Consider the following 26880-nt stretch of genomic DNA (forward strand, 5'->3'; position numbering starts at 1 on the left):
CCCCATGCTTCAGCGCGACTACACGACGTCGCAGCTCGACGTCCTAGAGGCCGAGGCCATCCACATCATGCGCGAGGTGGCAGCGGAGTTCGAGCGGCCCTGTCTGCTCTTCTCCGGCGGCAAGGACTCCATCGTCATGCTCCGCATCGCGGAGAAGGCGTTCTGGCCCGCGATGATCCCGTTCCCGCTGATGCACGTCGACACCGGGCACAACTTCCCCGAGGTCATCGACTTCCGCGACCGGCGGGCGGCGGAGCTCGGCGCGCGCCTGGTGGTGGCCAGCGTCCAGGACTCCATCGACGCGGGGCGGGTCACGGAGGAGACCGGGCGGCGTGCCTCCCGCAACCGCCTGCAGACCACGACGCTGCTCGACGCGATCGAGGACAACGAGTTCGACGCGGTCTTCGGCGGCGCGCGCCGCGACGAGGAGAAGGCCCGCGCCAAGGAGCGCGTGTTCTCCTTCCGTGACGAGTTCGGCCAGTGGGACCCGAAGAACCAGCGTCCCGAACTGTGGAACCTCTACAACTCGCGGATCCGCAAGGGCGAGCACATCAGGGTGTTCCCGCTGTCCAACTGGACAGAGCTCGACATCTGGGACTACATCCGGCGCGAGGGCATCGAGATCCCCTCGATCTACTACGCCCACACCCGCAAGGTCTTCGAGCGTGACGGCATGCTGCTGCCGGACGACCCCGTGGTCAGCAGGGGCGACGACGAGCCGCTGTTCGAGACTGTCGTCCGCTACCGCACGGTCGGCGACATGACCTGCACGGGCGCCGTCCAGTCCACGGCCGCCACGGTCGAGGAGATCATCGAGGAGATCGCGGTCACCAGGATCACCGAGCGCGGTGCCACCAGGGCCGACGACCGGGCCTCCGAGGCCGCGATGGAAGACCGCAAGAGGGAGGGGTACTTCTAATGGGCCCCCTTCCCCTCGCAAGCCGTACCACCACGGGAGAGCAGCTGTAATGGACATCCTCCGCTTTGCCACGGCGGGAAGCGTCGACGACGGCAAGTCCACCCTCATCGGGCGCCTGCTCTTCGACTCCAAGGCCATCTTCGAGGACCAGTTGGAGGCCGTCGAGCGCACCTCGCGCGACCGCGGCACCGAGTACACCGACCTGTCGCTGCTCACCGACGGCCTGCGCGCCGAGCGGGAGCAGGGCATCACGATCGACGTGGCCTACCGCTACTTCGCGACCCCCCGGCGGAAGTTCATCATCGCCGACACCCCAGGTCACATCCAGTACACGCGCAACATGGTCACCGGCGCCTCCACGGCCGACCTGGCGATCATCCTGATCGACGCGCGTAAGGGCGTGCTGGAGCAGTCGCGCCGGCACGCGTTCCTGACCACGCTGCTGCGGGTGCCGCACCTGGTGCTCGCGGTGAACAAGATGGACCTCGTCGACTACTCCGAGGACCGGTTCGAGGAGATCCGCGAGGAGTTCACCGCGTTCGCCTCCAAGCTGAACGTGGCCGACCTCACCTTCATCCCGATCTCCGCGCTCAACGGCGACAACGTGGTCTCCAGGTCGGAGAACATGCCCTGGTACCAGGGCTCCTCGCTGCTGCACCACCTGGAGAACGTGCACATCGCCTCCGACCGCAACCTGGTCGACGTGCGCTTCCCCGTGCAGTACGTCATCCGTCCGCACAAGACCGAGTTCCACGACTACCGCGGCTACGCGGGGCAGGTCGCGGGCGGCGTCCTCAAGCCCGGTGACGAGGTGCTGCACCTGCCCTCGGGCCTGACCACGCGGATCGCCTCGATCGACACCTTCGACGGGCCCGTCGAGGAGGCGTTCCCTCCCATGTCGGTCACCCTCCGGCTGGAGGACCACATCGACATCTCCCGCGGCGACCTGATCTGCAGGCCGAACAACCGGCCGCACGTCGCGCAGGAGCTGGAGGCGATGGTCTGCTGGATGTCCGACGCGGTCAAGCTCGCGCCGCGCTCGAAGCTGACCATCAAGCACACCACGCGTACGGCCCGCGCGCTCGTGCGCGACCTGCACTACCGGCTCGACGTCAACACCCTGCACCGCGACGAGGCGGCGACCTCGCTGGGGCTGAACGAGATCGGGAGGGTGTCGCTGCGGGTCACCCAGCCGCTGTTCGTGGACGACTACGCCCGCAACCGGATGACGGGCGGGTTCATCCTCGTCGACGAGGGCACCAACACGACGGTCGGCGCCGGAATGATCGTCGAAGCCAGGGCGTGACGCCCGTCAGGCTCGCGGCCCCCATGTGACCGCGAGCCCGTGACGGCTTGTGCCCGCCGTACGGCCTGAGCGCCGCGTGGTCCTTCCACGCGGCGCTTTCGCGTGCGGTCGCAGGCCTTAGGTAGATCATTTTACGTTTCGGTGACGCCACGATTACTCTCCGCGCTAACGTCTCCACGGTCCGTATCCGTCGCACCGCCGGAGGCGTGCCAGTGAGTAGCCGGGTGATCTTTCTCGGTGGCCTCGGCCGCAGCGGAACCACGCTGCTCGAGCGCCTTCTCGGCGAGCTGCCCGGCGTGGTGCCGCTCGGTGAGGTCGTCCACCTCTGGGCGCGCGGCGTGCTGGCCGACGAGCCGTGCGGGTGCGGCGAGCCGTTCGGGCGCTGCCCGTTCTGGCGCGAGGTGGGCGAGCGCGCCTTCGGCGGCTGGCCGCGTGAGCTGGCCGAGCGGGTGCTGGCGCTGCGCCACAGGGTCGACCGCACCAGGCGCATCCCCGCGGTCGGCCATCCCGACCTGGCCGAGTACGTCGCCGCCTACGACCGCGTCTACTCCGCCGCCATGGACGTCGCCGGCGGCACGGTCGTCGTCGACTCCAGCAAGCACGCCTCGCTGGCGTTCTGCCTGTCGGCCGGCGGCGTGGCCCCCCGCGTGGTCCACGTCGTGCGCGACCCGCGCGCCGTGGCCCACTCGTGGCGCAGGACGGTCGCCCGCCCCGAGGACGGCCGGCCCATGACCAGGTGGGGAGCGATGCGCACATCACTGCACTGGAGCGCCCAGAACCTCGCGCTCGACCTGCTGTCGCGATGGAACGTCCAGGTGACCAGGGTCCGCTACGAGGACCTGCTCGCCGATCCCCGCACCACCCTCACCGCGCTCGCGACCGAGCTGGGCCTCGACACCCGCCTCGGCTTCCTCGACGGCGCCACCGCCAGCCTCGGCCCCGCGCACACCGCCTCGGGCAACCCCATGCGGTTCGCGGTCGGCCAGGTGCGGCTCTTCCACGACGACGCCTGGCGCGGCGGCCTGCCCGCCGTCCAGCGCGCCGTCGTCTCGGGCCTGACGGCCCCCCTCATGACCAAGTACGGCTATCGCGGAGCGGCGGCATGACTCCCTCGGTCGGCGTGGTGATCCCCACCACGGGCAAGCGGCCAGAGCAGCTGCGGGCGGCGACGCGCGCGGTGCTCGCCCAGGTCTACCCGGGCAGGATCGACCTGGTCATCGTGGTCGACGGCGGCGACCCCGCCGCGGTCGCCGAGCAGGTGGCCGACATCGTCGCGCCCGCGTCGGGCGCCGACGACCACCACAGGGTGCGGGTGCTGCCCAACAGGCTCAGCCCCGGCCTGCCGGGGGCTCGCAACACCGGCATCGCCGCCTCCGACACCGACCTGGTCGCCTTCTGCGACGACGACGACGTCTGGCTGCCGGGCAAGCTCGCCGCACAGCGCGGCGCGCTCACCGGCGGCGCCGACTTCGCCAGCTGCTCCATCGAGGTCGAGTACGGCACCCGCCGCATCCCCAGGCTGGCGGGCGTCAACCGGGTCACCAAGGCCGACCTGGTGCGCTCGCGGATGGTGATGGTCCACTCCTCGACGTTCCTGTTCGAGCGGGGCGCCTACTGGGTCGACGAGAGCGCGCCCGCGGGACAGAACGAGGACTGGGACCTCGCGCTGCGCGCCGCCAAGCGCCGGCCGATCGCGCACGTCGACCGCCCCCTGGTCAGGGTCCGCTGGGGCGCGTCGCAGTACGTCGCCAAGTGGGCCGACCGCATCGCCGGGCTCGAGTGGATGCTCGCCCGGCACCCTGAACTGGCCGTGGATCCGCGCGGCGCGGCGCGGATCTACGGCCAACTCGCGTTCCACAACGCGGCCCTCGGGCGGCGCGGGGAGGCGGGCCGGTGGGCGCTGCGCACCTTCGCCGCCCGCCTCGGCGAACCCCGCGCGCCGATCGCGCTGGCGGTGGCGGCGGGGCTGGTGTCCGCTCCCGCGGTGCTCGCCCTGCTGCACGACAGAGGCCACGGGATTTGAGCGGTCCAACCCCGCGCCCCGCCGCCGCCCCCGGCCTGACCCCCGCCGAGGGCCTCCACCCGCCCGCGATCAACCCCACCCACCCCGCCGACCCCACCCACCCCGCCGACCCCGCCGACACCATCACGACTCACCTCTCAGGCACCTCCACGACCCACCTCTCCGGCACCTCCACGAGCCCCACCTGCGGCGGCAACGCGACCTGCACCTGCGGCGGCACCACGACCTGCACCTGCGGCGGCACCACGACCTGTGACGCCGGTCGCACGTCCGCCGCCCGTGACTCCGGCGCGCACCCCGCCTTCGCCACCACCAGCGAGCCTTCCGCGCTCGAAGCGCTCTCCGCCTGCGGGGAATCCTCGGTGTCCGGTGAGATGGGCGCCTTGGGTGGAGTCGGCCGCTCCGGGGACCCTTCCGCTGTTGGTGGGGTCGCCGTGTCTGGTGCGGTTTCCGCTTGCAGTGGGGTCTCGGCCGGTGGGGAGTTCTCGGTGTCCGGTGAGATGGGCGCTTTGGGTGGAGTCGGCCGCTCCGGGACCCCTTCCGCTGTCGGCGGGGACGCCGTGTCTGGTGCGGTTTCCGCTTGCGATGAGGTCTCGGTGGGCGGGGAGTCTTCGGTGTCCCGCGAGATGGGCGCCTTCGATGGTGCCTCCGCCCCTGGGAGGGTCTCGGTCTTTGGCGGGGCCGCGGTCCCTCGGGGGGTTTTCGTCTCCGGTGGGTCTTCGGTCTTCAGCGGGGCCTGGGTTTCCGGTGAGGACTTCGTCTCCGACCGGGCGTCGGCCTTCGGCTGGGTCTCCGAGGAGGCCGTCGTCGCCTCGCATCCGGCGCGGGTCACGGCCACGCGTCTCACCCCGCACCCGGGACTCCACGGACTCACCCGCCCTCCCGCCGGCGACGGGCCGCGTGGGGCCGGGTCGTCCCCACCGGGTGACGGGTTCGCTCCACGCGTGCCCGCCGACCCGGTAGGCCGTCCTCAGAGGGTGCGGGTGGCCGGGGTCGAGGTGGACCCGTTGACTGAGCGGCAGGTGGTCGACTGGGTGGCCGGAGCTCTCGACCAGGGCACGGGCGGTCACATCGTCACCCCGAACGTCGACATCTGCCGCGCCGTCTCCACGAACCCCGCCCTCAGGGCGCTGGTCGCCGCCGCCGATGTCGTGGTCGCCGACGGGATGCCGCTGGTCTGGGCGTCCAGGCTGCTCGGCACACCCATCCCTGAGCGGGTGACGGGCGCGGACCTGATCTGGTCGCTCAGCGCGATGGCGGCCACCGCGGGTCGGCCCGTCTACCTGCTCGGCGGCCCGCCTGGCGTGGCGGCGAGGGCGGCGAAGGCGCTGGCGGGCCGCTGCCACGGGCTGGAGGTGTGCGGGGTGGACGCTCCGCCGTTCGGGTTCGAGAAGGACCCCGAGGAAGTGGGCAGGCTGAGGGCCAAGCTCGTCGCCGCACGGCCGAGCATCGTCTTCGTCGGGCTGGGGTTTCCCAAGCAGGACCGGCTGATCGCCGAGCTGCGTGCCGATGCGCCGGGCGCGTGGTTCGTGGGGTGCGGGTCGGCGATCGCGTTCGCGGCCGGCGCGGTGCCCAGGGCACCGGCGTGGGCGCGGCGGGCGGGCGCCGAGTGGCTGTTCCGCCTGGTCGGCGAGCCAGGGCGGCTGGCCAGGCGCTACCTGGTCGACGACGTTCCGTTCGCGATGCGGCTGATGGCGAGGTCGTTGCTGGGCCGACGGTGAGGTCGCCCCCGCACGAAAGATCAGAGAGGCCGCGTGAGAGCGGCCGAAGGGCCTTGGGTGATGGCGGCGCACCGCGAGGAGGGTGCGCGGGCGGATGGTGAGAGCGCGGGGGCGGGCCGCCCGGGCGCGGCGAGTGGTGAGGGTGCGGGGCTGGTGGTGAGGGCGCGGCGAGTGGTGAGGGTGCGGGGCTGGTGGTGTGGGCGCCGGTCGTCAGGGGGCGGGGAGGGCGTGTCACCGGGTGAGATGGCGGATCCTGGCGATGTCGTCGTCGCTCAGGCGGTCGCGGTAGGAGTGGAGCGCCCGGCTGGAGTCCATCGGGCGGTACGCGGTGCGGGAGAGGCCGGACCAGGTGAAGCCACGCTCCGCCGTACGGGATGCCGTGCAGGCGCGGGTGATGCGACGTTCGGCGGCAGGCGACCAGCGCAGCCCCGCGACCTCGTAGAGCCTGCGGAAGCCGGGCACGGGCGCGGTGGCGAGGTCCTCGTACGAGACCACGGTGATGCCCTCGGTGCGGGCCAGGACGGCGCGGGCGACCCGCCAGAGCGCGCAGATCTTGGCGATACGGTCCTGGGAGCCGACGAGCGCCCGCAACTCCCCGATCTCGGGGTGGTCGCGGACGAGCAGGGGCTGTTCGAGCAGCTCGTGGAAGTAGACGGTCCAGCCGAGCCGGGTCCACGAGCCGACGAACGACACGGGGTCGCGGACCAGCGCGATCACCGTGCAGCCGAGCCCGCGCGCGAACCATCCGGCCGACAGCACGGCGAAGGGATCGTCGAGCAGCGCGCGGCGTCCGGCGAGGCGTCCCCACGTGAAGGCGGCGCCATAGCGGGCGAGCCTGGCCAGGTCGTACGGCGAGCGGTTGGCGCGCAGCTCGGCCAGGAAGCCGTAGCGGAGAGCGGCGGTGTCGCGGAACGCGGGCAGCCAGTCGGCGGAGTTGTCGTCGCAGATGTACTGGAAGCGGTGTGTCACGGAGGCGCGCAGCACGCCGGGGCAGCGGCCGGGCGGGTGCTGCGGATTGAGCGGCTCGTTGACGTAGACGAGTTCGCCCGAGGCGCACAGCATCTTGCCGGCCCAGCTCGTGCCGCTGCGGGGAAGCCCGGTGACGAGGACCGGCGTCACGCGGCCGCCCATGAACGGAACCGCAGGGCGGTCAGGCTGTGGCGGCCGAAGGGACGCAGGCCGTAACGCTGGTGGATCTGCCACAGCGGCAGCAGGTTCTTCAGCAGCGCGCCGCCGGACCAGCCGAGCGCCGCGCCCAGCGCACCCTGCGTGGGGATCAGCGCCAGGTCGAGCACCACGGTGAATCCGACGGCGGCGAGCAGGTTGGCGAGGCTGGAGGTGGTGTGCCCCGCCGAGATGAGCACGACGTCGACCATGCCGCACGCGGTCGCGACCATCATCGTCGCCGCCAGCACCAGCGCCACGGGCACCGCGTCGCCGTAGCCCGTGCCGAAGACGCGCAGCAGCCACGGCGCGAGCAGCGCGTAGCCGAGCCAGACCGGCCAGGTCAGCAGCACCAGCCACATGGTGGTCACCTGGTAGAGCTCACGGGCGCGCGTCAGGTCGCCCTCGGCCATCGCGCGCACCAGGCGGGGCTGCGCGGCCTGGGAGAGCCCCTGGTTCGCCAGCTGTCCGACCACCTTGAACCTGGTCGCAGCCGTGTAGACCGCCACCTGGGCAGGTCCGGCGAGCAGGGCCACGATCACGATGTCGAGCCGCTGGAACACCGCCTGGATCGCGCCCGCGGCCGATCTCGGCGCGGTGTGCCGCCACAGGTCGCGTCCCGTGCCGGGAAGGTACGGCGTGCGCGGCACCCGCCCGCGCAGGCTCGCCGCGGCCAGCACCACCAGCAGCAGGTACGGCACGCCCCACGCGGCGGCGAGCGGGCCGGTGACCTGCTCGTCGTGGCCGTCGGAGGAGCCGGGGAGGAGGCCTGCCGGCGAGGTGAAGGCCACGGCGCCCACCAGCGCGAGCTGTGCGACAGGGAGCAGCACGCCGTCGAGCAGCACGGTCGGGCGCATGGTGCCGAACCCTCTGGTGGCCGCGAGGAGGACGTCGGCGACGACGACGAAGGGCAGGGCGAGGGCGAGCGGGCCGAGGTGGGGGTACAGCAGCGCGCTCGCCGCGAGGGAGAGCGCGGCGCCAGGGGCGACGGCTGCCCGGATATATCCGGATATGCCGCGGTAGTCGTAGGTCTTGGCTCGGGCGATGAAGTAGATGAGGCCGGTGCCCGCGTCGAGCTTGGCGACCCCGGCGACCATCAGGGCCAGCGCGGTCGCCGTGAAGAAGCCGCCCGCCTGGTCGGCGCTGAGGGCTCTGGTCACCACCACGACCAGGAGGAACTGGGCGAGCGCGCCCACTCCGGCTCCGGTGATGCCCGCGATCCCCCCTCTGGCCACCCGCCCCAGCATCCCGCCGCCCCCACGAACGCCGGGGGTCCCGCTGCGTCCGCGGGCATCGGAGGTGGGGCGGTCTCCGGGAGTGTCGGAGGTGGGGCGGTCTCCGGGAGTGTCGGAGGTGGGGCGGTCTCCGGGAGTGTCGGAGGTGGGGCTGCCCACGCGTGCGCCGCACGCGGTCGCGGGTTCCGGGGGAGCACCGGGTGCGGGGCTCGCGCGAGGGGTCGACGCGGGGCGGTCAGGAAGGTCCGGCGGGGTGGAGGGGTGGGGTTCCTCGGAACGGTCGGGGGTCACTGGCGCCACGAAGGATCACCGCCCAGCCATGGCACGAGGTCCGTGTCGTACACCTCGAAGTGCTCCATCAGCGTCTGCCGTACCGACTCGGGCAGCGGTTTGGGCCTGGACCTGCCGTTGTGCCGCTCGAACACCGGGCCGCCCAGCTCGGGCACGCCGAGGAACTCCAGCACCTGGCGGTAGACCCGCTCGGGCTCGGCGAAGAACACGTGGCTGTCGAGGACGAGGATCCGCTCGCGCCCGAACAGCGGCTCCAGCCGGTTGAGCTGCTCCGCGTACCGCCCGCGGGCCAGGTAGGCGTGGTGGCGGTGGGAGTGGTGGAGTGAGTGCGGCTGGGACCTCAGCTGCTCGGCCGCCCCGGCCAGCCGCCTGACCTCGAGCTCCACCGCGTACTCGAAGTGCGATTCGGTCTCGAACCCGCGCGCCAGCTCGTGGGAGTGCGCCGAGAAAGCCCGCTCGACGGGGTCGCGGACCAGCACGATCAGCTTGACGCCCGGCAGGTCCCTGGCGATCCGTTCGCCGGCCAGCGGGTGGAACAGGTAGTAGGGCGCCGACTCGAAGGCCATGGGCTGGATGCCGTACCTCTTCTTGAGCAGCGCCGCGCCCACCTTCAGCGGGAAGTGTCCCTGGTACCAGGACACGCCCTTGGCGTAGCCGGTGTCGAAGTAGTGGACGCCCTTGTGCAGCACGGGCTTGAGCAGGAGCGGGTGCTGGGCGAGCGCACGGTAGAGCGAGGTGGTGCCGCAGCGCTGGGCTCCCATGATCAGAAAGGAGGGCAGCATCCGGCCGCCGGAGGTCAGCCGTCCCGTGGTGCGGGAGACGGACATGACCGAGTGCTTCATGGCGTTCATAGGAGGAGCTCCTGGTGGTCGACGAGCGGGTTGAGCCAGGACGAGGGCGGCCCCAGCGGCTCGTGCCCGTCGGCCGCGTGCCGGTCGGCGAGCGCGATGAGGTAGCGGATCGCGGTCAGCCGTGCCTGTGCTCCGGAGAGCCCGAGCGGCGCGAGCGCGCGCCCTGACTGGGCCAGGCAGGCCTTGGCGGCCTGGTCGGGCGGCATACGGCGCAGCGCTCGCTGGAACAGGTGGTGGAGGGCGTCGAAGCCGGGCGGCACGCCGACCTCGTAGCGTTCCCAGTCCCACACGTGGAGGCGGCCGTCGCCGGTGGGCGCGATGTTCCACGGGGACAGGTCGCCGTGCCAGGCGGGTCCCGCCGGCCCGCCGGTGGCCGCGATCTCCTTGACGGCGGCCGTGAGCAGCGCGGGCGCGACGCGGGCCCGCCGTACGGGGAGGGCGGACATGGCGAGGACGGCGAGCCCGTTCCACATCCCGTGGTAGAGCACGACCGGCGGGACCACGGTCTTGAGCGGCAGGTCGGCGAGCTTCGTCAACGCGGCGGCCTCGTTGGTGATGAGCTCGCGTGAGCGGGGCGTGTCGCCGATCTTCGCGAAGGCCATCAGCGAGCCGCCCGAGTGGAGCTCGAGGATGGGCTTGCGGTTGGCTCTGCGGGCGGGCCGTACGTGGAGGACCGCGCGGACGGGGGCGCCGAACACCTCGCCGAGATGGCTCTCGATCGACCCCTCCAGGGGCAGCATGACCTTCGGCCCGAGGGGCGCGTGCCACCAGCGGCGCGGGCGCAGCCGCCGGGGGAGCACGGCATGTGGCAGCAGGCTGTAGGCCTGGGGGGCGCCAGGCCCCGGGTACAGCAGGCGGATGGTCTGGCCGAGATAACGCAGCCTGATGCGGGCGTCACGCATATGTGTTCCTCCACAGGAGGGCGAAGGAGATGAGGTAGAGGCTGAGCGGCGTGACCAGGCCGTCGTAGACGAACATGTAGAGCAGCACGAGGATCATCACCAGCACCCCCGCCAGGCCGACGGGACTGCGGTCGGGCCAGTAGCGGCGGATGGCGCCGAGGAAGAAGGCGACGTAGAGCGCGGCGCCCACGAAGCCCTGCGTGATGATCAGGTGCCAGAGTTGGCCGTCGCTGCCGAGGGGTGGGTGTCCGCACTCCCGGCACCAGTCGGTCTTGCCCGTGGTGATCGTGCGGTGGTTGCCCATGGCGTTGCGGGTGTTGCCGTAGCCGATGATCGGAGAGCCCTCTGCCGCCTCGATGGTGGCGGACACGGTGAAGGCCCTGATGTCGTTGCTGTGGGGGTTGTCCAGGCGCTGGACGACCAGGTCGGCCAGGGGGCTGGCGACGAACACCACGGCGCCGAGCGCGCCGGCCGCGCAGATCGCCAGGCGGGCGCGGCCGCCGACCCTGACCACGACGTAGAGCGCGGCCAGGCCGAGGCCGATCCACAGGCCTCTGTTGAGCGAGTAGACGACGGGCACGGCGGCCGCCGCGACGAGCACGGCGGTCACGGCCTTCCTGCGCGGCCCGCCGTACACCCACCAGCCGACCACGAACCAGATGAGCAGCACCGACAGGTTGCTGCCCCACGCGTTGGCCCATTCGAAGGGCGCCTCGGGCCGCGGCGAGGCGTGGCCGAGCACCTTCTGGATCTGGGCGGCGGTGGGGTGAATGAGGTTCTGGACGAAGGCGTTTCCGCTGATCCAGCCGGGCAGGACGCGTTCGAGTGGCGAGGTGAAGGCGAACGAGGGGAACAGCACGCCGAGCAGCCCGCCCGCCACGGTGGTGACGAACAGCACGCCGAGCATCCTGACCAGGCGCAGCTGCGGGAGTTCGCGCTCGGTCAGGTTGCCGAGGTAGAGCACCATGATGAGGAGCGAGACGTAGAGCGCGAGGCGCATGAGGTAGCCGACGATCCGGCCCGCGCCGAACTCCCCGTAGGTGTCCTGCGGCATCTCGGCCAGCATCAGCGCGCTGAGCAGGTATCCGGCCAGCAGAAGCACCCACAGGCCCAGGCCGCGCGGCAACCTGATCGGCCGCCTGCGCCACAGGATGTACGCCATGGGGAAGGCGAGGACGATCACCGCGAGGCCGCCGAAGCCGAGCGCCCACCATACGGGATAGCCGACCAGCAGGGCCCCGATCGGCCATGCTGCCCGGCTGTCTCGGCGGGTGTCCCGCACCGTCACGTGTCGGACACCTGGGGGATGGGGGACGTGTCCGCCGCTTCGGGCTTGCGTCCCTGCTGACCGCCCGAGCCGCCCTTGGCGAGGATGTCGCCGGTGACCGGGCTGATCCTCTGCGGCGGCCGCCGCGCGGGGGCTGGCACGAGCGGTGCGGGCAGTCCGGTGGTGAGCCTCGAGGGCGCGGGCTCGGCCGGGGCGGCGGCGGGGCCCCGGTCCGTGACGGTGACCGCGCCGATGACCGGCACCGCGTGCCGCTCCAGCCGTCGTACTGCCAGCGCCACGTCGTCCGCCCTGGCCGCGCCGAGCCCGACCACCAGCAGCGCCCCGTCGGCTCTGGCCAGGTCGCCGACGTCGGAGCCGGTGAGCACGGTGACAGGCGCGGCGGCGGACAGCGGCCGCGCCACCGCCGTCGAGCCCAGCGCGGGCGGCACAGGGCGCAGCAGCAGCCGCGAACCCGGGCATGTGGCGACCACGGAGGCGGCCAGCTCGCGCAGCGCGTGGGGGTCGGCCGGTTCCGACAGGTCGGCGAGGACGGCCAGCCCGGTCAGCCGCTCGACGTCGCCTGCCGTACGCAGCCCTTTGTCGAGCAGGTCGCGCGTGTAGGCGGCGGCGGCGCCGGACACGAGCCCGATCATCAGGCCGCTGCCGAGGTAGAGCGGGAGGCTGGGCGAGCTGGGCGCGGTCGGCTCGGCCGCCTGGCTGATGACGTAGCCGGGCGTCACCGCCACGGTCTTCAGCGAGTCGTATTTCATCGTGAGGCTGTAGATCTGCCTGGTCAGCACGTTCTGCCGCTGGGCCGCGATGGTGTGCTGGGCGGTGCCTCTGCGGAGCCCGGCCAGCTCCTCGACCACCTTGCCGAGGCTGGTGTTGACCTGCTTGAGCTTGGTGGCCAGCGCCTTGAGCTGGGTGGCGAGCGCGGCCTGCGCGGTCTCGGTGCGGTGTTCGAGGTAGGCCAGCGCGTAGGCGCGCGACTGCGCGGCGGCGATGGCGGGGGTGTCGGCCGTGACCGCGATGGACAGCACCGAGGAGTTGGGCGGAACGGTCACGTCCGCCGGAGCGGGTGTGGTCGTCAGCGCCTCGGCGGCCTTGGCCGACACGACCGCCGACTGGGCGATCTGGGCCTCGGTGTCGAGGTTGAGCGCCTCGCGCTGCCTGCCCGTCACCTGGTTGGGCTGCTCCTGCACGCCGGTGGAGGCGACGAGGACCTGTGTCGTGGCGGTGTAGGCGGGCGGGGTGAGGCGCAACAGCGCGACGCCGCCGAGCAGTCCGGTGAGCAGACAGGCGAGGAAGAGGGTCTTGCGCCTGCGTAGCAGCGAGACATGCTCGGCCAGGTCCGCGCCGGAGGACATCAAAAGCAATCTCCCTGTAGTCGCCACGCGACTGTGAGTTACTGGGGTCACGTCACTATAGGGCGGGCGGATATTTCCCCGGTCGAATACCGAAGATTTTCTCCCGACGCCCCCGTCAAATATCGCGAATTAGCGTGAAATGTCGGGGTTGGCGATCCGGGAAACTCGTGACCTCGCAGGTGGGTGGCGTGGCAGGGTGGATCGGCAACGCGGCGGGGGTTGACATGAATACCGAGGGGAGTGAAGAAGAATTGCGTCTGAGAAAAGCGACGGCCCTGATTCTGCTCGCCGTACTGCCCGCCTGTTCCACGGCCTCGGGAACGGCCCGGCCCACCCCGGCGGACACCCAGGTGGAGGCCAGGATCAACGGCCTGCTCGGCATCACGGAGTCGCCGGCGTGCGAGGTCACGGCCAAGCTCATCCCGTCCTGCGGCGCATGGTGGGGGATCGCGCCCGAGATCTTCACGGGGCTGACGTCCGACAGGGCGCTGGCGCAGGCGGAGCGGCGGATGGGCCGCGCCGCCGACATCCTGCACGTCTACCACCGGGGCAAGGAGCTGTTCCCGACCGGCAGGGAGATCGCGCTCGCGCGCGATCCCGGCCATCCCAGGATGTTGCTGATCAACTGGAAGCCGTCGTTCGACACGACCTGGGCGGCGATCGCCGACGGGGCGCTCGACCGGCGCATCGACCGGCTGGCCGAGCACATCAGGCAGACCTTCCCCGAGCGGTTCTTCCTCACCGTCCACCACGAGCCGGAGGACGACGTCAGGGCGAACCCGGGCTCGGGCATGACCGCCCCCGACTATGCCGCGATGTTCCGCCACGTCGTGCAGCGGCTGCGCGAGAAGGGGGTCAAGAACGCGATCACGGTCATGACCTACATGGGCGCGCCGAACTGGGCCTCGCAGCCGTGGTTCGAGCAGCTCTACCCCGGCGACGACGTGGTCGACTGGGTGGCGATGGACCCCTACGCCGACGCCATGGTCCGCGACTTCGACGGGCTGGTGAACAAGACCCGCAAGGACTACGCGCGATGGCCGGGCTTCTACCGGTGGATGCAGTGGCGCTTCCCCGGCAAGCCCATCATGATCGCGGAGTGGGGCGTGTTCTCCTCCGACCGCAAGCGCGCCTTCTTCGAGTCGACGCGGGCGCAGGTCACGCGCTATCCGCAGATCAAGGCGCTGGTCTACTTCGACTCGCCGCGCGCGCCGAGGGGCGACACCAGGTTCGACACCGATCCTGGGGCCGCGCGCGCCTTCACGACACTCGCAACGGATCCTCACTTCTCCGCGACGCGCGTGCCGCGACCGTGAGCGCCGCCCCGCCGAGGACCACGGCCCCGCCGAGGATCCAGGCGGTGGCCGTGTTGGGCACGTCCAGGAGCTTGAGCGCCGACGCGAGCAGCACCACGGCCAGCAGCGCCCTGATCGCGCCGCCGGGCGCCCATGCCGAGATCCGCGCGCCGAGATAGACGCCGGGGATCGAGCCGATCAGAAGCGAGAGCGTGAGGTCGAGCTGGAAGTCGCCATAGAGCAGGTGGCCGAGCGCCGCCGCGGCGACGAGGGGGACGGCCTGCACCAGGTCGGTCCCCACGAGCTGGTTGGCCTTGAGCGCGGGATAGAGGGCCAGCAGCGCCACGATGATCAGCGATCCCGAGCCGACGGAGGATACGCCGACGACCACACCACCGACGATACCGACCAGTACAGTCGGAATAGGGCGCACGTGAATATCGCGGGCACCCGACGAGCCGCCCCTGTCGCCGAGCCAGGTCTTCAGTACCAGGCCCGCGACGGCCAGCAGGAGCGCGACGCCCAGCGCCACCTTCACCGCCTGCTGGACGGCGGCGCCGTCGCCGAAGGCACTGACGAGGAAGACCCCGCTGAAGGCCGCGGGCACCGAGCCCACGCACAGCCAGCCGACCAGACGCAGATTGACGGTGCCCCTGCGCAGGTGGACCAGGCCGCCGACCGGCTTCATGATCGCCGAGGCGACCAGGTCGCTGGAGACGGCGGCCAGCGGGGGGACGTTGAAGAAGAGCATCATCATGGGCGTCATCAGCGCGCCGCCGCCCATGCCGGTCAGCCCGACGACGATCGCGACCAGGAACGACCCGGCCACCAGGGGGAAATCGATCAACGGACCCATCCTCCGCTTCTGAGCGCGTCGAGGACCCGGGAGACGGCGGCCCCGATCGAGATGTGCGTGGTGTCGATGACCAGGTCGGCGTCCTCGGGCTCCTCGTACGGATCGGAGATGCCGGTGAACTCGGGGATCTCGCCCGCGCGGGCCTTGGCGTACAGGCCCTTGCGGTCGCGGCGCTCGCACTCCTCCAGCGGCGTGGACACGTGCACGAGCAGGAAGTCGGCGCCGACGGACTCGACGAGCCCGCGCACCTCCTCGCGGGTGGCGGCGTAGGGTGCGATCGGCGCGCAGATGGCCAGCCCGCCGTGGCGCGCCGCCTCGGCGGCGACGAAGCCGATGCGGCGGATGTTGAGGTCGCGGTCGTCCTTGGAGAAGGTCAGCCCCTTGGACAGCAGGTGACGCACCACGTCGCCGTCGAGGTAGGTGACGGTGCGGGTGCCGAGCTCCAGCAGGGCGTCGCGCAGGCCGCGGGCGATGGTCGACTTGCCGGAGCCCGACAGGCCGGTGAGGAACACCACGACGCCCCTGCGGTGGGGAGGTCCTGGCAGGGTGACGGGTTCGGGTCCCGCCAGGTGCTCGGCCGCGCCGTAGGCGGTCGCGACGTGCTCGCGCAACTCCAGGTCGATCGCCTGGTCGTCGCGAGGGGCGAGGGGTGCCGAGACCACGATCGTGCCCTCCGGCAGCTTCTCGCGGGCCTTCAGCGCGGCTCTGACCACCGCGGGGCCGCCTTCGCCGTACGCCAGGGGGAGCAGCAGGACGACGCCTTCGAGCTCCTCGGCGACGGCCAGGATCTCCTGCGTGCTGAGGTCGTCCAGGGGGCCGCGCATGGTGACGGCCAGCGCGGGACGCCCCGCCAGCTCCTCGCGCACCTCGGCGGGCGAGCGTCGCAGCCTGGCGAAGGGGCCGTGCTCGACGGCGCCCAGGGCCTCGACGGGGCCTGCGACCAGATCGTCGTGCCCGGTCTCCGTCACGGTGAGGACGGCGAGCGCCACGCCCTCGGGGTCGAGCAGCGTGACCCTGTCGCCCTGCTTGGCCTCGGGGACGCGCAGCGTGACCGGCGCGGGCCACGGCGTGCCGTCGGCGAGGGTGCCGCGCTCTTCGACCTCGTGGAGGTCGTCATGGCCGAGGAAGCCGGTCAGCGGGTGGAAGGCGCCGGAGATCAGCAACTCGAGGTCGGCGAGCTCGCGAGGGTCGGGGGTCCACTGGAGGTGCGCCGTCATCGCTCCACATTTCCGATCGACTTAGTCGGATATACCTTACCCTGTCATATCAACCGGGCGAAATGATTCTGGGGCTTCCTGATGACCATCGTCACCTCGTCGTACGAAGAGGTGAACCTTCCGCCCGACAGCTTGTCGACCAGGCGCACCATCGCCGAACCTATGCCTCCCATGGCGGGACCGCTGGTCGAGGAGACATCGTCGCTGACCATCAGGCCGCGCATGAGGCAGAACGCGTGCATGCCCTCGCGGGAGGCGACCGGCTCGTAGACGGCCGGCAGCGGGCCCGCGCCCACGCCCTTCGACAGGCGCGACCACAGCAGGCGGCGGAGCCACCCGGGGGTGAGTCTGTCGCACAGGCCGTAGGCGGTGGACCTGTCGCGCATGCGCAGCAGCAGGAGGCCGCCGGGGCGCAGGCCGTTGAGCAGGCGGTCCAGGACGAGCTCCGCGTGCTGGATGCGCTCGACGAGGAAGGTCACCTGGACGGCGTCGAACGAGCGCGGCGGGACGGGGACCGAGCGGAGGTCGCCGAGGGTCCACGAGTCGAGGTCGCCGCGCTCGGACATGACCGCCCTGATGGCGGGCAGGTCCTCGTCGACGCCGACGACCCTGGTCTCGATCGCGTCGAGGGCCGGCGGCGGATCGTGGGCACACCCGGCGACGAGCAGGTCGAGCCTGCGCCCCAGTTGCTCGGTCCACTGCTCGCGGATCCGCTGCTCGAAGAGGTCGCCTCTGGCGACCGACCACACGTCAGCCATGTCACCCAGAGTAATCATATAAACGCGATCTGTTAGTGATTTCCTGGGCGTTCTTGGGATGCCCTTCCGGTGGCCCCATCCCCCGGACCGCGGCGCTTTCCGGGCGACGGGCGACCCGCCCGAACCCCGCCCGAACCCCTCGATCGTCTCGGCCGCCGCCGAGAGGGGACGCGGCGACCCGTTGCTCCGCGTAACCGGCCCGCCCGGCAGGCGAAGCGAGACCCGTCCCCCGGCGCGGTCAGGTGGAGGCACGGGCCCGCGGTGGAAGTAGTCTGGTCGGACAGACCCCCGCGACCTCACTCGGCCGGGGGTAGTCGTGTTGCCGTCGTGGGGCTTGAGGGCGTATCTGATGAGTCTGTCCGGACTGCTAGACCTAGTCTCCGCCGACCCGAAGCTGACCGCCGCTCTGAAGCAGGGCGGCGACGCCTCGTTGATCGCGCCTGCCGCGCTGCGCCCTTTCGGGGTCGCCGCGCTGGCCGAGCACGACCAGCGCGCCGTCCTGGCCGTCACCGCGACAGGCCGTGAGGCCGAGGACCTGGCCGCAGCGCTCACCAGCCTCATCGAGCCGGGCTCGGTGGCCGTCTTCCCCGCGTGGGAGACGCTGCCGCACGAGCGCCTGTCGCCGCGCAGCGACACGGTGGGGCAGCGGCTGGCCGTCCTGAGGAGGCTCGCGCACCCCGTGAAGGGCGACGCGACGGCGGGCCCGCTGTCGGTCATCGTCGCGCCGATCCGCGCGCTGCTGCAGCCGATCGTGAAGGGTCTGGGCGACCTGGAGCCGATCCGCCTCAAGGCGGGCGACGACGCCGACCTCGAGGACGTGGTCGCGCAGCTCATCCAGAACGGCTACGCCAGGGTCGACATGGTCGAGAAGCGCGGCGAGGTCGCCGTGCGCGGCGGCCTGCTCGACGTGTTCCCCCCGACGGAGGAGCACCCGCTACGCCTGGAGTTCTGGGGCGACACGGTGGAGGAGATCCGCTGGTTCAAGGTCGCCGACCAGCGTTCGCTGGAGGTGGCCGACGACGGTCTGTTCGCACCGCCGTGCCGCGAGCTGCTGCTGACCGACGAGGTCAGGGCCAGAGCGGCGGAGCTGGCCGGCGAGCACCCCTCGCTGGCCGAGGTGCTCGACCGGCTCGCCGAGGGCATGCCGGTGGAGGGCATGGAGGCGTTCGCGCCCGTGCTCGCCGGCGAGATGGATCTGCTCATCGACCACCTGCCCTCGACGGCGACGGTGTTCGTGTGCGATCCCGAGCGCATCAGGGGCAGGGCCGAGGAGCTGGTAAGGACGAGCCAGGAGTTCCTCGAGGCGTCGTGGATCAACGCGGCGGCGGGCGGCGAGGCGCCGATCGACCTCGACGCGGCGGCCTTCCGCACGCTGGAGGAGGTCCGTGACCAGGCCGACTCGCTCGGCCTTCCGTGGTGGACGATGGCGCCCTTCGGCGAAGGCGTGGAGCTCGACGCACAGGACAGCGAGTCCTACAGGGGCGACACCCAGAAGGCGCTGGCCGACATCAAGGGCTGGCTGGGCGAGGACAAGGCCGTCGTGCTGCTCAGCGAGGGCATGGGGCCGGCCGAGCGGATGGTCGAGCTGCTCAAGGGCGTGGATGTTCCCGCTCGTCTGTCGAAATATCTGGACAGCGCGCCGGAGCCGAAGGTGGTGCACGTCTCGACCGGGCTCATCGAGCACGGATTCGTGACGTCGGGGCTCGCCGTACTGACGCACCTGGACCTGGTGGGGCAGAAGGCCAGCACCAAGGACATGCGCCGCCTGCCCAGCAGGCGGCGGAACATGGTCGACCCGCTGCAGCTCAAGGTCGGCGACCACGTGGTGCACGAGCAGCACGGCGTGGGCCGCTACATCGAGATGGTCCAGCGGACCGTGCAGGGCGCCACCCGCGAGTACCTGGTCATCGAGTACGCCAAGGGCGACCGCCTCTACGTGCCGACCGACCAGCTCGACGAGGTGACGCGCTACGTCGGCGGCGAGGCGCCCACGCTCAACAGGATGGGCGGAGCCGACTGGGCCAAGGCCAAGTCGCGGGCCAAGAAGGCGGTCAAGGAGATCGCCGGCGAGCTGATCCGCCTCTACAGCGCGCGCATGGCCAGTCCAGGCCATCCCTTCGCGCCCGACTCGCCGTGGCAGAGGGAGATGGAGGACGCCTTCCCCTACGCCGAGACCGGCGACCAGCTGGAGGCCATCGACGAGGTCAAGCGCGACATGGAGCGGGCCGTCCCGATGGACAGGCTGGTCTGCGGCGACGTCGGCTACGGCAAGACCGAGATCGCGGTGCGGGCGGCGTTCAAGGCGGTGCAGGACGGCAAGCAGGTCGCGGTGCTCGTGCCGACGACGCTGCTGGTGCAACAGCACCTGTCGACGTTCAGCGAGCGCTTCTCCAGCTTCCCCGTCAGCGTCAAGCCCGTCTCCCGGTTCCAGACCGACGGCGAGGTCAAGGTCACCCTCGAAGGGCTCAGGTCGGGCCAGGTCGACCTCGTGATCGGCACGCACAGGCTGCTCAGCCCCGAAGTCCGCTTCAAGGACCTCGGCCTGATCATCATCGACGAGGAGCAGCGCTTCGGCGTCGAGCACAAGGAGGCCATGAAGCACCTGCGCACGCAGGTCGACGTGCTGGCGATGTCGGCCACGCCGATCCCGCGCACGCTGGAGATGGGCCTGACGGGCATCCGCGAGATGTCGACGATCCTGACGCCGCCGGAGGAGCGGCACCCGATCCTGACCTTCGTCGGACCGTACGACGAGAAGCAGATCGGGGCCGCCATCAGGCGCGAGCTGATGCGCGACGGCCAGATCTTCTTCGTCCACAACAGGGTCGCCTCGATCAACAAGGTCGCCTCCAGGCTGAGGGAGCTGGTCCCCGAGGCGCGCATCGCGGTCGCGCACGGCCAGATGAACGAGCACCAGCTCGAGAAGATCATGGTCGGGTTCTGGGAGCGGGAGTACGACGTGCTCGTCTCCACGACGATCGTCGAGTCGGGCCTCGACGTGCCCAACGCCAACACGCTGATCGTGGACAGGGCGGACAACTACGGCCTGTCCCAGCTCCACCAGCTGCGCGGACGCGTCGGCCGGGGCCGCGAGCGCGGCTACGCCTACTTCCTCTACCCGCCGGAGAAGCCGCTCACCGAGACCGCGCACGAGCGCCTCGCCACCATCTCCCAGCACACGGAGATGGGCGCGGGCATGTACGTCGCGATGAAGGACCTGGAGATCCGCGGCGCGGGCAACGTGCTCGGCGCCGAGCAGTCGGGATTCATCGCCGGCGTCGGCTTCGACCTGTACGTCAGGCTCATGGCGGAGGCGGTCCAGGAGCAGAAGGCCAAGCTGTCGGGCGTCGAGGTCGAGGAGGAGCACCAGGACGTCAAGGTCGAACTGCCCATCAACGCGCACATCCCGCACGACTACGTCACGTCGGAGCGGCTGCGGCTGGAGGCGTACAAGCGGATCGCCGCCATCACCGCCGAGATCAACATCGACGAGGTGCGCGACGAGCTCACCGACCGGTACGGCAAGCCGCCCGTCGAGGTGGAGAACCTCCTGGAGGTGGCGCGCTTCCGGCTCAAGGCCCGCAGGGCAGGGCTGACAGACGTGACGCTCCAGGGCCAGAACATCAAGTTCGGCCCCGTCGTGCTGAGGGAGTCCCAGCAGGTCAGGCTGGACCGCCTCTACAAGAAGGCGATCTACAAGCAGGCCGCGGAGACGCTGCTCGTGCCCGCGCCGAAGACCAAGCCGCTGGGCGGCGTGCCGCTGCGCGACCTGGAACTGCTGAAATGGTGCTCCGACCTGGTCGAGGTCATGTTCCTCGAACCGGCGAGGGTAAAGTAACCGACGAGAAACGCGCGCCCATACCGTCCGCAACCGGCCCAGGGCGTCGCGATGGATCGCGAAGGGATCAAGGGTGAAGTCGATTCGAGTGGCCGTGGCCGTCGCCGCGCTGGGTGTCGCGGTGACCGCCTGTTCGTCGCCCGTGCAGGCCGGCTCCGCGGCCATCGTCGGCAATGAGCGCATCGCGGCCAGCGATCTGAACACGCACGTCAAGCAGCTCGAAGAGGCGCTTGTCAAGGCCAAGATCCCGCAGTCGCAGCTGCAGCTGCCCGTCACGCAGTACGTGCTGCTGCAGATGGTCAACGTCGAGCAGTTCAGGCAGCTTGCCGCCAAGGCGGGCGCCAGGGTCACCGACGGCGAGATCGACCAGTTCATCGCCGCTCAGGGCGGTCTGGAGGCGCTGGAGCAGAAGACGCTCGTCCAGGGCGTGCCGCCGGCCTACACCCGCCAGTGGCTCGGCACCTCGATCGCCATCTCGAAGCTGATGCAGCAGTACGGCGGCGGCACCGACCAGGCCGCCCAGCAGCGCGGCCAGGAGAGGCTGATCAAGGAGGCCGCGGCCATCAAGATCACCTACAGCCCGCGCTACGGCACCTTCGACCCCAACAAGGGCTTCGTCGACGCGGGCCGCTTCGGCAGGCCGGCCGCCGCCGCCCAGGGCTGAGATGCCGCTCGTCATCGTCACCACCTCGCCGCGCGTCGCGCCAGGAGTGCTCAGCCACCAGGCGTGGCGGGCGCTGGCGTCGGGGCGGGTGCTGACCGCCTCCGAGGACCACCCGCAGCTGCCGTTCCTGGCGGAGGCGGGCGTCGAGGTGGAGGTGGTGGTCCCCGACCACGCGGCCCTCGTACGGCAGGCCGTCGACGGCACGGTGGTCTGGCTGGCCACCGAGGACGAGCACTTCATGCGCGCCGTCGGCCACGCGGCTCTCGCGCTCGACGAGCCGCCGGTGATCGAGGTCGTGCCCGGCTCCTACGACCTGCCGGGCGCCCGCGTCCTCGACCTGGTCGCGGTGATGGACAGGCTGCGCACCGAGTGCCCGTGGGACCGCAAGCAGACCCACTCCTCCCTCGTGCCCTACCTGATCGAGGAGGCCTACGAGGTCCAGGAGTCCGTCGAGCGGGGCGACTACTCCGCGCTGCGCGAGGAGCTCGGCGACGTGCTGCTGCAGGTCGCCTTCCACTCGAGGGTGGCCGAGGGCTTCGACATCGACGACGTGGCCGACGCGATCGTCACCAAGCTGGTGCGACGCCACCCGCACGTGTTCGGCAGCGTGATCGTCGAGAGCGCCGACGAGGTCAACGCGAACTGGGAGGCCATCAAGGCCACCGAACGGGAGGGCAAGGATCTCTTCGACGGGGTGCCGATGGGCCAGCCCGCCCTGTCGCTCGCCGCGCAGCTGATCCGCAGGGCCGAGGGCGCGGGCGCGCCGGAGGGCCTGTCCCATGCCGTCGGGCAGGGCGTGGCCAGGGAGCTGTTCGACCTGGTACGGCGGGCACAGCAGGCGGGCCTCGACCCGGAGGCCGAGCTGCGGGCCGCGGCCAGGACCTACCGCGATCGGGTGGAAGCCTGGGAGTCCCGGTAGCGGACGGCTTCCCCTGATGCCAGGATCGTCCGGCATGGGGGAATTGAGGCGATTGCAGGCCGGTGAGCCGCCAGAGGTGGGCGGCTATCGCCTGCTCGGCGGGATCGGCGACGGCGGTCAGGGTTCGGTGTTCCTGGGGGAGGGACCCGACGGCCGCAGGGTGGCGGTGAAGATCCTGCACGCGAGGCTGCTCGGTGACCAGCACGCCAAGCGGCGGTTCCTGCAGGAGGGCGCGACCGCCGCGCGGGTGGCCGCGTTCTCGACGGCGAAGGTGATCGAGACGGGCCTGGTGGAGGGCAGGCCGTACATCGTCAGCGAGTACGTCGAGGGCCCATCGCTGCAGGAGCTGGTCGCCAGGGAGGGCCCGCGCGCCGACGGCGCGGTGGAGCGGCTGGCCGTCGGCACGGCGGCCGCGCTGGCCGCCATCCACAGGGCGGGCATCGTGCACCGCGACTTCAAGCCGAGCAACGTGCTCATCGGCCCCGACGGGCCCAGAGTGATCGACTTCGGTATCGCCAAGGCCATGGACGCGGGGACCACGGCCTCCAGCGTGGTCGGCACCCCCGGCTACATGTCGCCCGAGCAGATCGCGGGACAGCCCGCCAGCCCCGCCTCCGACATGTTCGCGTGGGCGACCACGATGGCCTTCGCCGCCACCGGCAGGGCGCTGTTCGCCGGCGAGTCGATCCCCGCGGTGATGCACCGCATCCTCACCGCGCAGCCCGACCTGCGCGAGATCGGGGAGCCGCTGCGCTCGCTGCTGGCCGCGTGCCTGGACAAGGAACCATCCACCCGCCCTTCGGCCGACGACGTGCTGCAGTCCCTCCTGGACGGCTCCACCGCCGACGACGCCTTCCACGCCAAGGCCGCGGCCGCCGCCCGCCGCGCCCCTCGCGGGCCGTCGCGCAGGGCTCGGCACACGGCGCCCGCCAGACGGCGCCGCCCGATCGTGGTGGCGGGCGTGGGCGTGGCGCTGGCCGGGGGACTGGCCCTCGGACTCGCGTGGCAGGGCGACCAGACGCCCACAGGCCGATCGGGTGGCGGATCGGCTGTCGGCAAGGCCGTCACCAGCGCGTCGCCCGCGTCGGCATTCGGCAGACCCCTGGGTGGCCCCTTCGGCACGGGCGAGGTGAGCGCGCTGGCCGTCGGAGAGCTCAACGGATCGGCTGTCGTGGCCGCCGCCGAGGTGAAGACCAGCAGGCTGGGCGTGTGGGACCCGGTCAAGGGCAAGCTGCTGGCCCGCATGCCGCAACGCGTCATCGACGTCGGCTCGCTGGCCTTCGCGTCCGTGGGCGATCAGACTGCGCTGGTATGGGCCACCCCCGACGGCCGGGCGCACTGGTGGCACCCAGGCGGATCCGCGCCCGTGAGATCGACGGTTGTCTGCAAGAAGCAGCCCCACATGGCGGTCGTCCAGCGGCCGGATGGCGACGCGGTGGTCGTCGGCTGCGAGGAGGGCCGGATCCAGGGGTGGGACCTGGCGACGGGCAAGCCGTCGGGCCTGTGGTCCTTCCTCGCCCGTGGGGTCACGAGTGTGTCGTCGGCGGGGGACGGCGAGACCGTGTTCGCCGTCGGCCTCGACGGCCGGGTCCAGAGGTGGAAGCCGTGGGCCAAGCAGCGGCCCGAGACGATCACCTGGGCGGGCGGCACCGCCGTGCACGCCGTCGACCAGCGGATGCTGGCCGTACAGGGGCGAGCGGGGCTGGACGTCGTCGACTTCGACAGCGGCAGGCGGATCTGCGCGGTCGGCTCGCCCCCGTCCCGGCTGGCGAGCAGCAGGAACCTGCTGATCGGGGCGGGCGAGGGCGTTCGCGCGTGGAACCTGCGGACCTGCGAGCCCTTCGCCACCGTGACCGACTCGGGCCAGGTCGGCGTCCTCGCCACCGGGGACGCCGGCGGCCGGCCGTACGCGGTCGCGAGCGTCGACGGCAAGGGCCTGGTGATGTGGAGCCTCGATGACGTGCCAGCTGGCTAGGGTCGATAGGCTTTCATGGCAAACCGCCCTTCGACTCTAGGAGCGCCTGACGTGGCTTCCATCGAGGCCGTTTCCGCCCGCGAGATCCTCGACTCCCGGGGCAACCCGACGGTCGAGGTCGAGGTTCTCCTCGACGACAACAGCACAGGCCGCGCAGCGGTCCCCAGCGGCGCGTCCACCGGCGCGTTCGAGGCCGTGGAGCTCCGCGACGGCGACGAGCGCTACGGCGGCAAGGGCGTCGAGAAGGCCGTGCTCGGCGTCACCGACGAGATCGCCGACGAGATCCTCGGCATCGACGCCGACGAGCAGCGCATCATCGACCAGATCATGATCGACCTGGACGCCACGCCCAACAAGGCCAAGCTCGGCGCCAACGCCATCCTCGGCGTGTCGCTGGCCGTGGCCAAGGCCGCGGCCGACAGCGCCGACCTGCCGCTGTTCCGCTACGTCGGCGGCCCCAACGCGCACGTGCTGCCCGTCCCGATGATGAACATCCTCAACGGCGGCGCCCACGCCGACACCAACGTGGACATCCAGGAGTTCATGATCGCGCCGATCGGTGCCGAGACGTTCCGCGAGGCCGTCCGCATGGGCACCGAGGTCTACCACGCGCTCAAGGGCGTGCTGAAGGAGAAGGGCTACGCCACGGGGCTGGGCGACGAGGGCGGCTTCGCCCCCAACCTGCCCTCCAACCGCGACGCTCTCGACCTGATCCTGGTCGCCATCGAGCGCGCGGGCTACACGCCCGGCGAGGACGTGGCGCTCGCCCTCGACGTGGCCGCCTCCGAGTTCCACAAGGACGGCGTCTACACCATCGACGGCAAGGGGCTGTCGGCCGACGAGCTGATCGCCTTCTACGCCGACCTGGTCGACTCCTACCCGCTGGTCTCCATCGAGGACCCGCTCGACGAGAGCGACTGGGAAGGCTGGAACAAGATCACCAAGGCGCTCGGCGACAAGGTTCAGCTGGTCGGCGACGACCTGTTCGTGACCAACCCCGAGCGGCTGGCCCGCGGCATCGCCGAGGGCACCGCGAACGCGCTGCTGGTCAAGGTCAACCAGATCGGCACGCTGACCGAGACGCTCGACGCGGTCGACCTGGCCCACCGCAACGGCTACCGCTGCATGATGAGCCACCGTTCGGGTGAGACCGAGGACACCACGATCGCCGACCTGGCCGTGGCGACCAACTGCGGCCAGATCAAGACGGGCGCGCCCGCGCGCTCCGACCGGGTGGCCAAGTACAACCAGCTGCTCCGCATCGAGGAAATCCTCGACGACGCCGCGCGTTACGCGGGTCGCGGGGCTTTCCCGCGCTTCCGGCGCTAGTTTCAAGTACGGCCATGGCGTCCGGTCTCGGGCACCTCCCCGAGACCGCCGCGCCGGGCTCGCTCGGACAGGCTTCCCGCGCACCGGGTGTCCGTGCCGCCCTGGGGACCCCTTCGGGCGGGACGGCCGGCTGGTGAGCGGGAACGACCGCCGAGGCGGACGACTCTCGGGTCGCTCGCCCTCGTGGTCGTCTCCGGTCGTAGGCAGACCGACCCCGGCCTGGCCGGTCACCCCGACAGGCCTTGACGGACTGATCGGCCTGGCCGGCCTTGACGGGCCGGTCGGCTTGGTCGGCCTTGCCGGACTGATCGGCCTGGCCGGCCTTGACGGGCCGGTCGGCCTGGCCGGCCGCGTGAACCGGTCTGGCCGGGTTGGGTGTGCGGTCGTCTGGACGGGGCGGGGGTTGGTCGGTCACCCGGATCGGCCGGGTCACCCGCGGTCTGGACGTCCGACGGCGGCCGTGAGCCGGATGGTCGACCGGCGGCCATCGGGTGACCGGCGGTCGGCGGGTGACCGGCGGTCGGTGTGAGTCCGGTGGTCGACCGGTGGCACCGAGTGGCCGATGTCCGACAACCATCGGCAGACCGTCAGTCGGACGGACGCGAGGCGACCGTCAGCCGGTCGGGCGTTGGGCGATTTTCAGCCGGTCGGGCGTTGGGCGGCCGTCGGTCGGTCGGGCGTCGGGCGGCCGGTTCTGGAGGGCAGGAGGTCGGTTCCGGAGGCGGGAGGTCGCCGGTCGAGTCATCGGCCAGCGGGCGAGCCGAACGCCTGCGACCCCGGCGGGACGACCAGCGCGGGGTGGGATGACCGGTGTGGGATGGGACGATCAGCTCAGGGTGGGATGACTAGCTCGGGGTGGGATGACCAGCCCGGGGTGGGATGGCCAGCCCGGGATGGGACGACCAGCTCGGGGTGGGATGACCAGCTCGGGGTGGGACGACCAGCCTGGGCCAAGACGGCCTGGCCGGCCCGGGACGGGATGG

At 71.4% G+C, this 26880-nt stretch carries 21 protein-coding genes; 11 read left to right on the forward strand and 10 right to left on the reverse strand.

Annotated features, from left to right (window positions below):
• Positions 1–4: 4 nt before the first annotated feature.
• From cysD to ACFSKW_RS54145, 4 genes are all read left to right on the forward strand, one after another.
• Positions 5–919: a sulfate adenylyltransferase subunit CysD gene (gene cysD / locus ACFSKW_RS54130; protein ID WP_379583629.1), complete on the forward strand. Its 915-nt coding sequence runs from the start codon at positions 5–7 to the stop codon at positions 917–919.
• Between the two features lie 49 nt (positions 920–968).
• On the forward strand, positions 969–2225 hold the full coding sequence (gene cysN, locus ACFSKW_RS54135; protein WP_379583631.1) for a sulfate adenylyltransferase subunit CysN: 1257 nt from the start codon (positions 969–971) through the stop codon (positions 2223–2225).
• A gap of 227 nt (positions 2226–2452) precedes the next feature.
• Positions 2453–3331 (forward strand): sulfotransferase family protein, encoded by an 879-nt coding sequence (locus tag ACFSKW_RS54140; RefSeq protein WP_379583776.1) that lies wholly within the window; start codon positions 2453–2455, stop codon positions 3329–3331.
• A complete protein-coding gene (locus tag ACFSKW_RS54145; RefSeq protein ID WP_379583633.1) occupies positions 3328–4248 on the forward strand; it encodes a glycosyltransferase family 2 protein in 921 nt (306 codons plus the stop codon). The genes ACFSKW_RS54140 and ACFSKW_RS54145 overlap by 4 nt, the downstream gene beginning before the upstream one ends.
• A gap of 130 nt (positions 4249–4378) precedes the next feature.
• Here ACFSKW_RS54145 and ACFSKW_RS54150 read toward each other — a convergent pair whose 3' ends face one another.
• On the reverse strand, positions 4379–4516 hold the full coding sequence (locus ACFSKW_RS54150; RefSeq protein WP_379583635.1) for a hypothetical protein: 138 nt from the start codon (positions 4514–4516) through the stop codon (positions 4379–4381).
• A gap of 730 nt (positions 4517–5246) precedes the next feature.
• On the opposite strand from ACFSKW_RS54150, the gene ACFSKW_RS54155 reads away from it, so the two are divergent.
• A complete protein-coding gene (locus tag ACFSKW_RS54155) occupies positions 5247–5969 on the forward strand; it encodes a WecB/TagA/CpsF family glycosyltransferase (protein WP_379583637.1) in 723 nt (240 codons plus the stop codon).
• A gap of 231 nt (positions 5970–6200) precedes the next feature.
• On the opposite strand, the gene ACFSKW_RS54160 is transcribed toward ACFSKW_RS54155, so the two are convergent.
• The 6 genes from ACFSKW_RS54160 to ACFSKW_RS54185 form a co-directional block, all read right to left on the reverse strand.
• A complete protein-coding gene (locus ACFSKW_RS54160; protein WP_379583639.1) occupies positions 6201–7100 on the reverse strand; it encodes a sulfotransferase in 900 nt (299 codons plus the stop codon).
• Positions 7085–8368: a lipopolysaccharide biosynthesis protein gene (locus ACFSKW_RS54165; RefSeq protein WP_379583641.1), complete on the reverse strand. Its 1284-nt coding sequence runs from the start codon at positions 8366–8368 to the stop codon at positions 7085–7087. The genes ACFSKW_RS54160 and ACFSKW_RS54165 overlap by 16 nt, the downstream gene beginning before the upstream one ends.
• A 287-nt stretch (positions 8369–8655) precedes the next feature.
• Positions 8656–9510, reverse strand: coding sequence for a sulfotransferase domain-containing protein (locus tag ACFSKW_RS54170; RefSeq protein WP_379583643.1), 855 nt, complete (start codon positions 9508–9510; stop codon positions 8656–8658).
• Entirely contained in the window at positions 9507–10412 is a 906-nt protein-coding gene (locus ACFSKW_RS54175; RefSeq protein ID WP_379583645.1) for a hypothetical protein, read from the reverse strand. Before ACFSKW_RS54175 ends, ACFSKW_RS54170 begins: the two co-directional genes overlap by 4 nt.
• A complete protein-coding gene (locus tag ACFSKW_RS54180) occupies positions 10405–11700 on the reverse strand; it encodes a hypothetical protein (protein ID WP_379583647.1) in 1296 nt (431 codons plus the stop codon). The genes ACFSKW_RS54175 and ACFSKW_RS54180 overlap by 8 nt, the downstream gene beginning before the upstream one ends.
• The gene (locus tag ACFSKW_RS54185) at positions 11697–13046 is read right to left on the reverse strand and encodes a YveK family protein (RefSeq protein ID WP_379583649.1); all 1350 of its coding nucleotides are present in this window, start codon (positions 13044–13046) and stop codon (positions 11697–11699) included. Before ACFSKW_RS54185 ends, ACFSKW_RS54180 begins: the two co-directional genes overlap by 4 nt.
• Positions 13047–13297: 251 nt before the next feature.
• Here ACFSKW_RS54185 and ACFSKW_RS54190 point away from each other — a divergent pair, with 251 nt between their 5' ends.
• On the forward strand, positions 13298–14362 hold the full coding sequence (locus ACFSKW_RS54190) for a glycoside hydrolase family 26 protein (RefSeq protein ID WP_379583651.1): 1065 nt from the start codon (positions 13298–13300) through the stop codon (positions 14360–14362).
• Here ACFSKW_RS54190 and ACFSKW_RS54195 read toward each other — a convergent pair.
• The 3 genes from ACFSKW_RS54195 to ACFSKW_RS54205 are packed head-to-tail and all read right to left on the reverse strand — an operon-like array spanning position 14307 to position 17172.
• On the reverse strand, positions 14307–15188 hold the full coding sequence (locus ACFSKW_RS54195) for a sulfite exporter TauE/SafE family protein (protein WP_379583653.1): 882 nt from the start codon (positions 15186–15188) through the stop codon (positions 14307–14309). The two genes, ACFSKW_RS54190 and ACFSKW_RS54195, sit on opposite strands and share 56 nt — an antisense overlap.
• A complete protein-coding gene (gene cysC / locus ACFSKW_RS54200; RefSeq protein WP_379583655.1) occupies positions 15185–16414 on the reverse strand; it encodes an adenylyl-sulfate kinase in 1230 nt (409 codons plus the stop codon). Before cysC ends, ACFSKW_RS54195 begins: the two co-directional genes overlap by 4 nt.
• Before the next feature lie 44 nt (positions 16415–16458).
• Positions 16459–17172 (reverse strand): methyltransferase domain-containing protein, encoded by a 714-nt coding sequence (locus tag ACFSKW_RS54205; protein ID WP_379583657.1) that lies wholly within the window; start codon positions 17170–17172, stop codon positions 16459–16461.
• Between the two features lie 349 nt (positions 17173–17521).
• On the opposite strand from ACFSKW_RS54205, the gene mfd reads away from it, so the two are divergent.
• The 5 genes from mfd (at position 17522) to eno (ending at position 25897) form a co-directional block, all read left to right on the forward strand.
• Positions 17522–21010, forward strand: a complete 3489-nt coding sequence (gene mfd, locus ACFSKW_RS54210; protein ID WP_379583659.1) for a transcription-repair coupling factor — start codon at positions 17522–17524, stop codon at positions 21008–21010.
• A 73-nt stretch (positions 21011–21083) separates the two neighbouring features.
• Positions 21084–21674, forward strand: coding sequence for a SurA N-terminal domain-containing protein (locus ACFSKW_RS54215; RefSeq protein ID WP_379583661.1), 591 nt, complete (start codon positions 21084–21086; stop codon positions 21672–21674).
• Between the two features lies 1 nt (position 21675).
• A complete protein-coding gene (locus ACFSKW_RS54220; protein ID WP_379583663.1) occupies positions 21676–22593 on the forward strand; it encodes a nucleoside triphosphate pyrophosphohydrolase in 918 nt (305 codons plus the stop codon).
• A 34-nt stretch (positions 22594–22627) separates the two neighbouring features.
• The gene (locus tag ACFSKW_RS54225; RefSeq protein ID WP_379583665.1) at positions 22628–24568 is read left to right on the forward strand and encodes a WD40 repeat domain-containing serine/threonine protein kinase; all 1941 of its coding nucleotides are present in this window, start codon (positions 22628–22630) and stop codon (positions 24566–24568) included.
• 51 nt (positions 24569–24619) lie between these two features.
• Positions 24620–25897, forward strand: a complete 1278-nt coding sequence (gene eno / locus ACFSKW_RS54230; protein ID WP_379583667.1) for a phosphopyruvate hydratase — start codon at positions 24620–24622, stop codon at positions 25895–25897.
• The last annotated feature ends 983 nt before the right edge of the window (positions 25898–26880 follow it).

The organism is Nonomuraea mangrovi (assembly GCF_042681425.1).
Lineage (GTDB): Bacteria > Actinomycetota > Actinomycetes > Streptosporangiales > Streptosporangiaceae > Nonomuraea > Nonomuraea mangrovi.

Coding starts and splice junctions, on each gene's coding strand:
- cysD (WP_379583629.1), top strand. CDS start 5: ATGCTTCAGCGCGACTACACGACGTCGCAGCTCGACGTCCTAGAGGCC.
- cysN (WP_379583631.1), top strand. CDS start 969: ATGGACATCCTCCGCTTTGCCACGGCGGGAAGCGTCGACGACGGCAAG.
- ACFSKW_RS54145 (WP_379583633.1), top strand. CDS start 3,328: ATGACTCCCTCGGTCGGCGTGGTGATCCCCACCACGGGCAAGCGGCCA.
- ACFSKW_RS54160 (WP_379583639.1), bottom strand. CDS start 7,100: ATGGGCGGCCGCGTGACGCCGGTCCTCGTCACCGGGCTTCCCCGCAGC.
- ACFSKW_RS54170 (WP_379583643.1), bottom strand. CDS start 9,510: ATGAACGCCATGAAGCACTCGGTCATGTCCGTCTCCCGCACCACGGGA.
- ACFSKW_RS54175 (WP_379583645.1), bottom strand. CDS start 10,412: ATGCGTGACGCCCGCATCAGGCTGCGTTATCTCGGCCAGACCATCCGC.
- ACFSKW_RS54185 (WP_379583649.1), bottom strand. CDS start 13,046: ATGTCCTCCGGCGCGGACCTGGCCGAGCATGTCTCGCTGCTACGCAGG.
- cysC (WP_379583655.1), bottom strand. CDS start 16,414: ATGACGGCGCACCTCCAGTGGACCCCCGACCCTCGCGAGCTCGCCGAC.
- ACFSKW_RS54205 (WP_379583657.1), bottom strand. CDS start 17,172: ATGGCTGACGTGTGGTCGGTCGCCAGAGGCGACCTCTTCGAGCAGCGG.
- mfd (WP_379583659.1), top strand. CDS start 17,522: ATGAGTCTGTCCGGACTGCTAGACCTAGTCTCCGCCGACCCGAAGCTG.
- ACFSKW_RS54220 (WP_379583663.1), top strand. CDS start 21,676: ATGCCGCTCGTCATCGTCACCACCTCGCCGCGCGTCGCGCCAGGAGTG.
- ACFSKW_RS54225 (WP_379583665.1), top strand. CDS start 22,628: ATGGGGGAATTGAGGCGATTGCAGGCCGGTGAGCCGCCAGAGGTGGGC.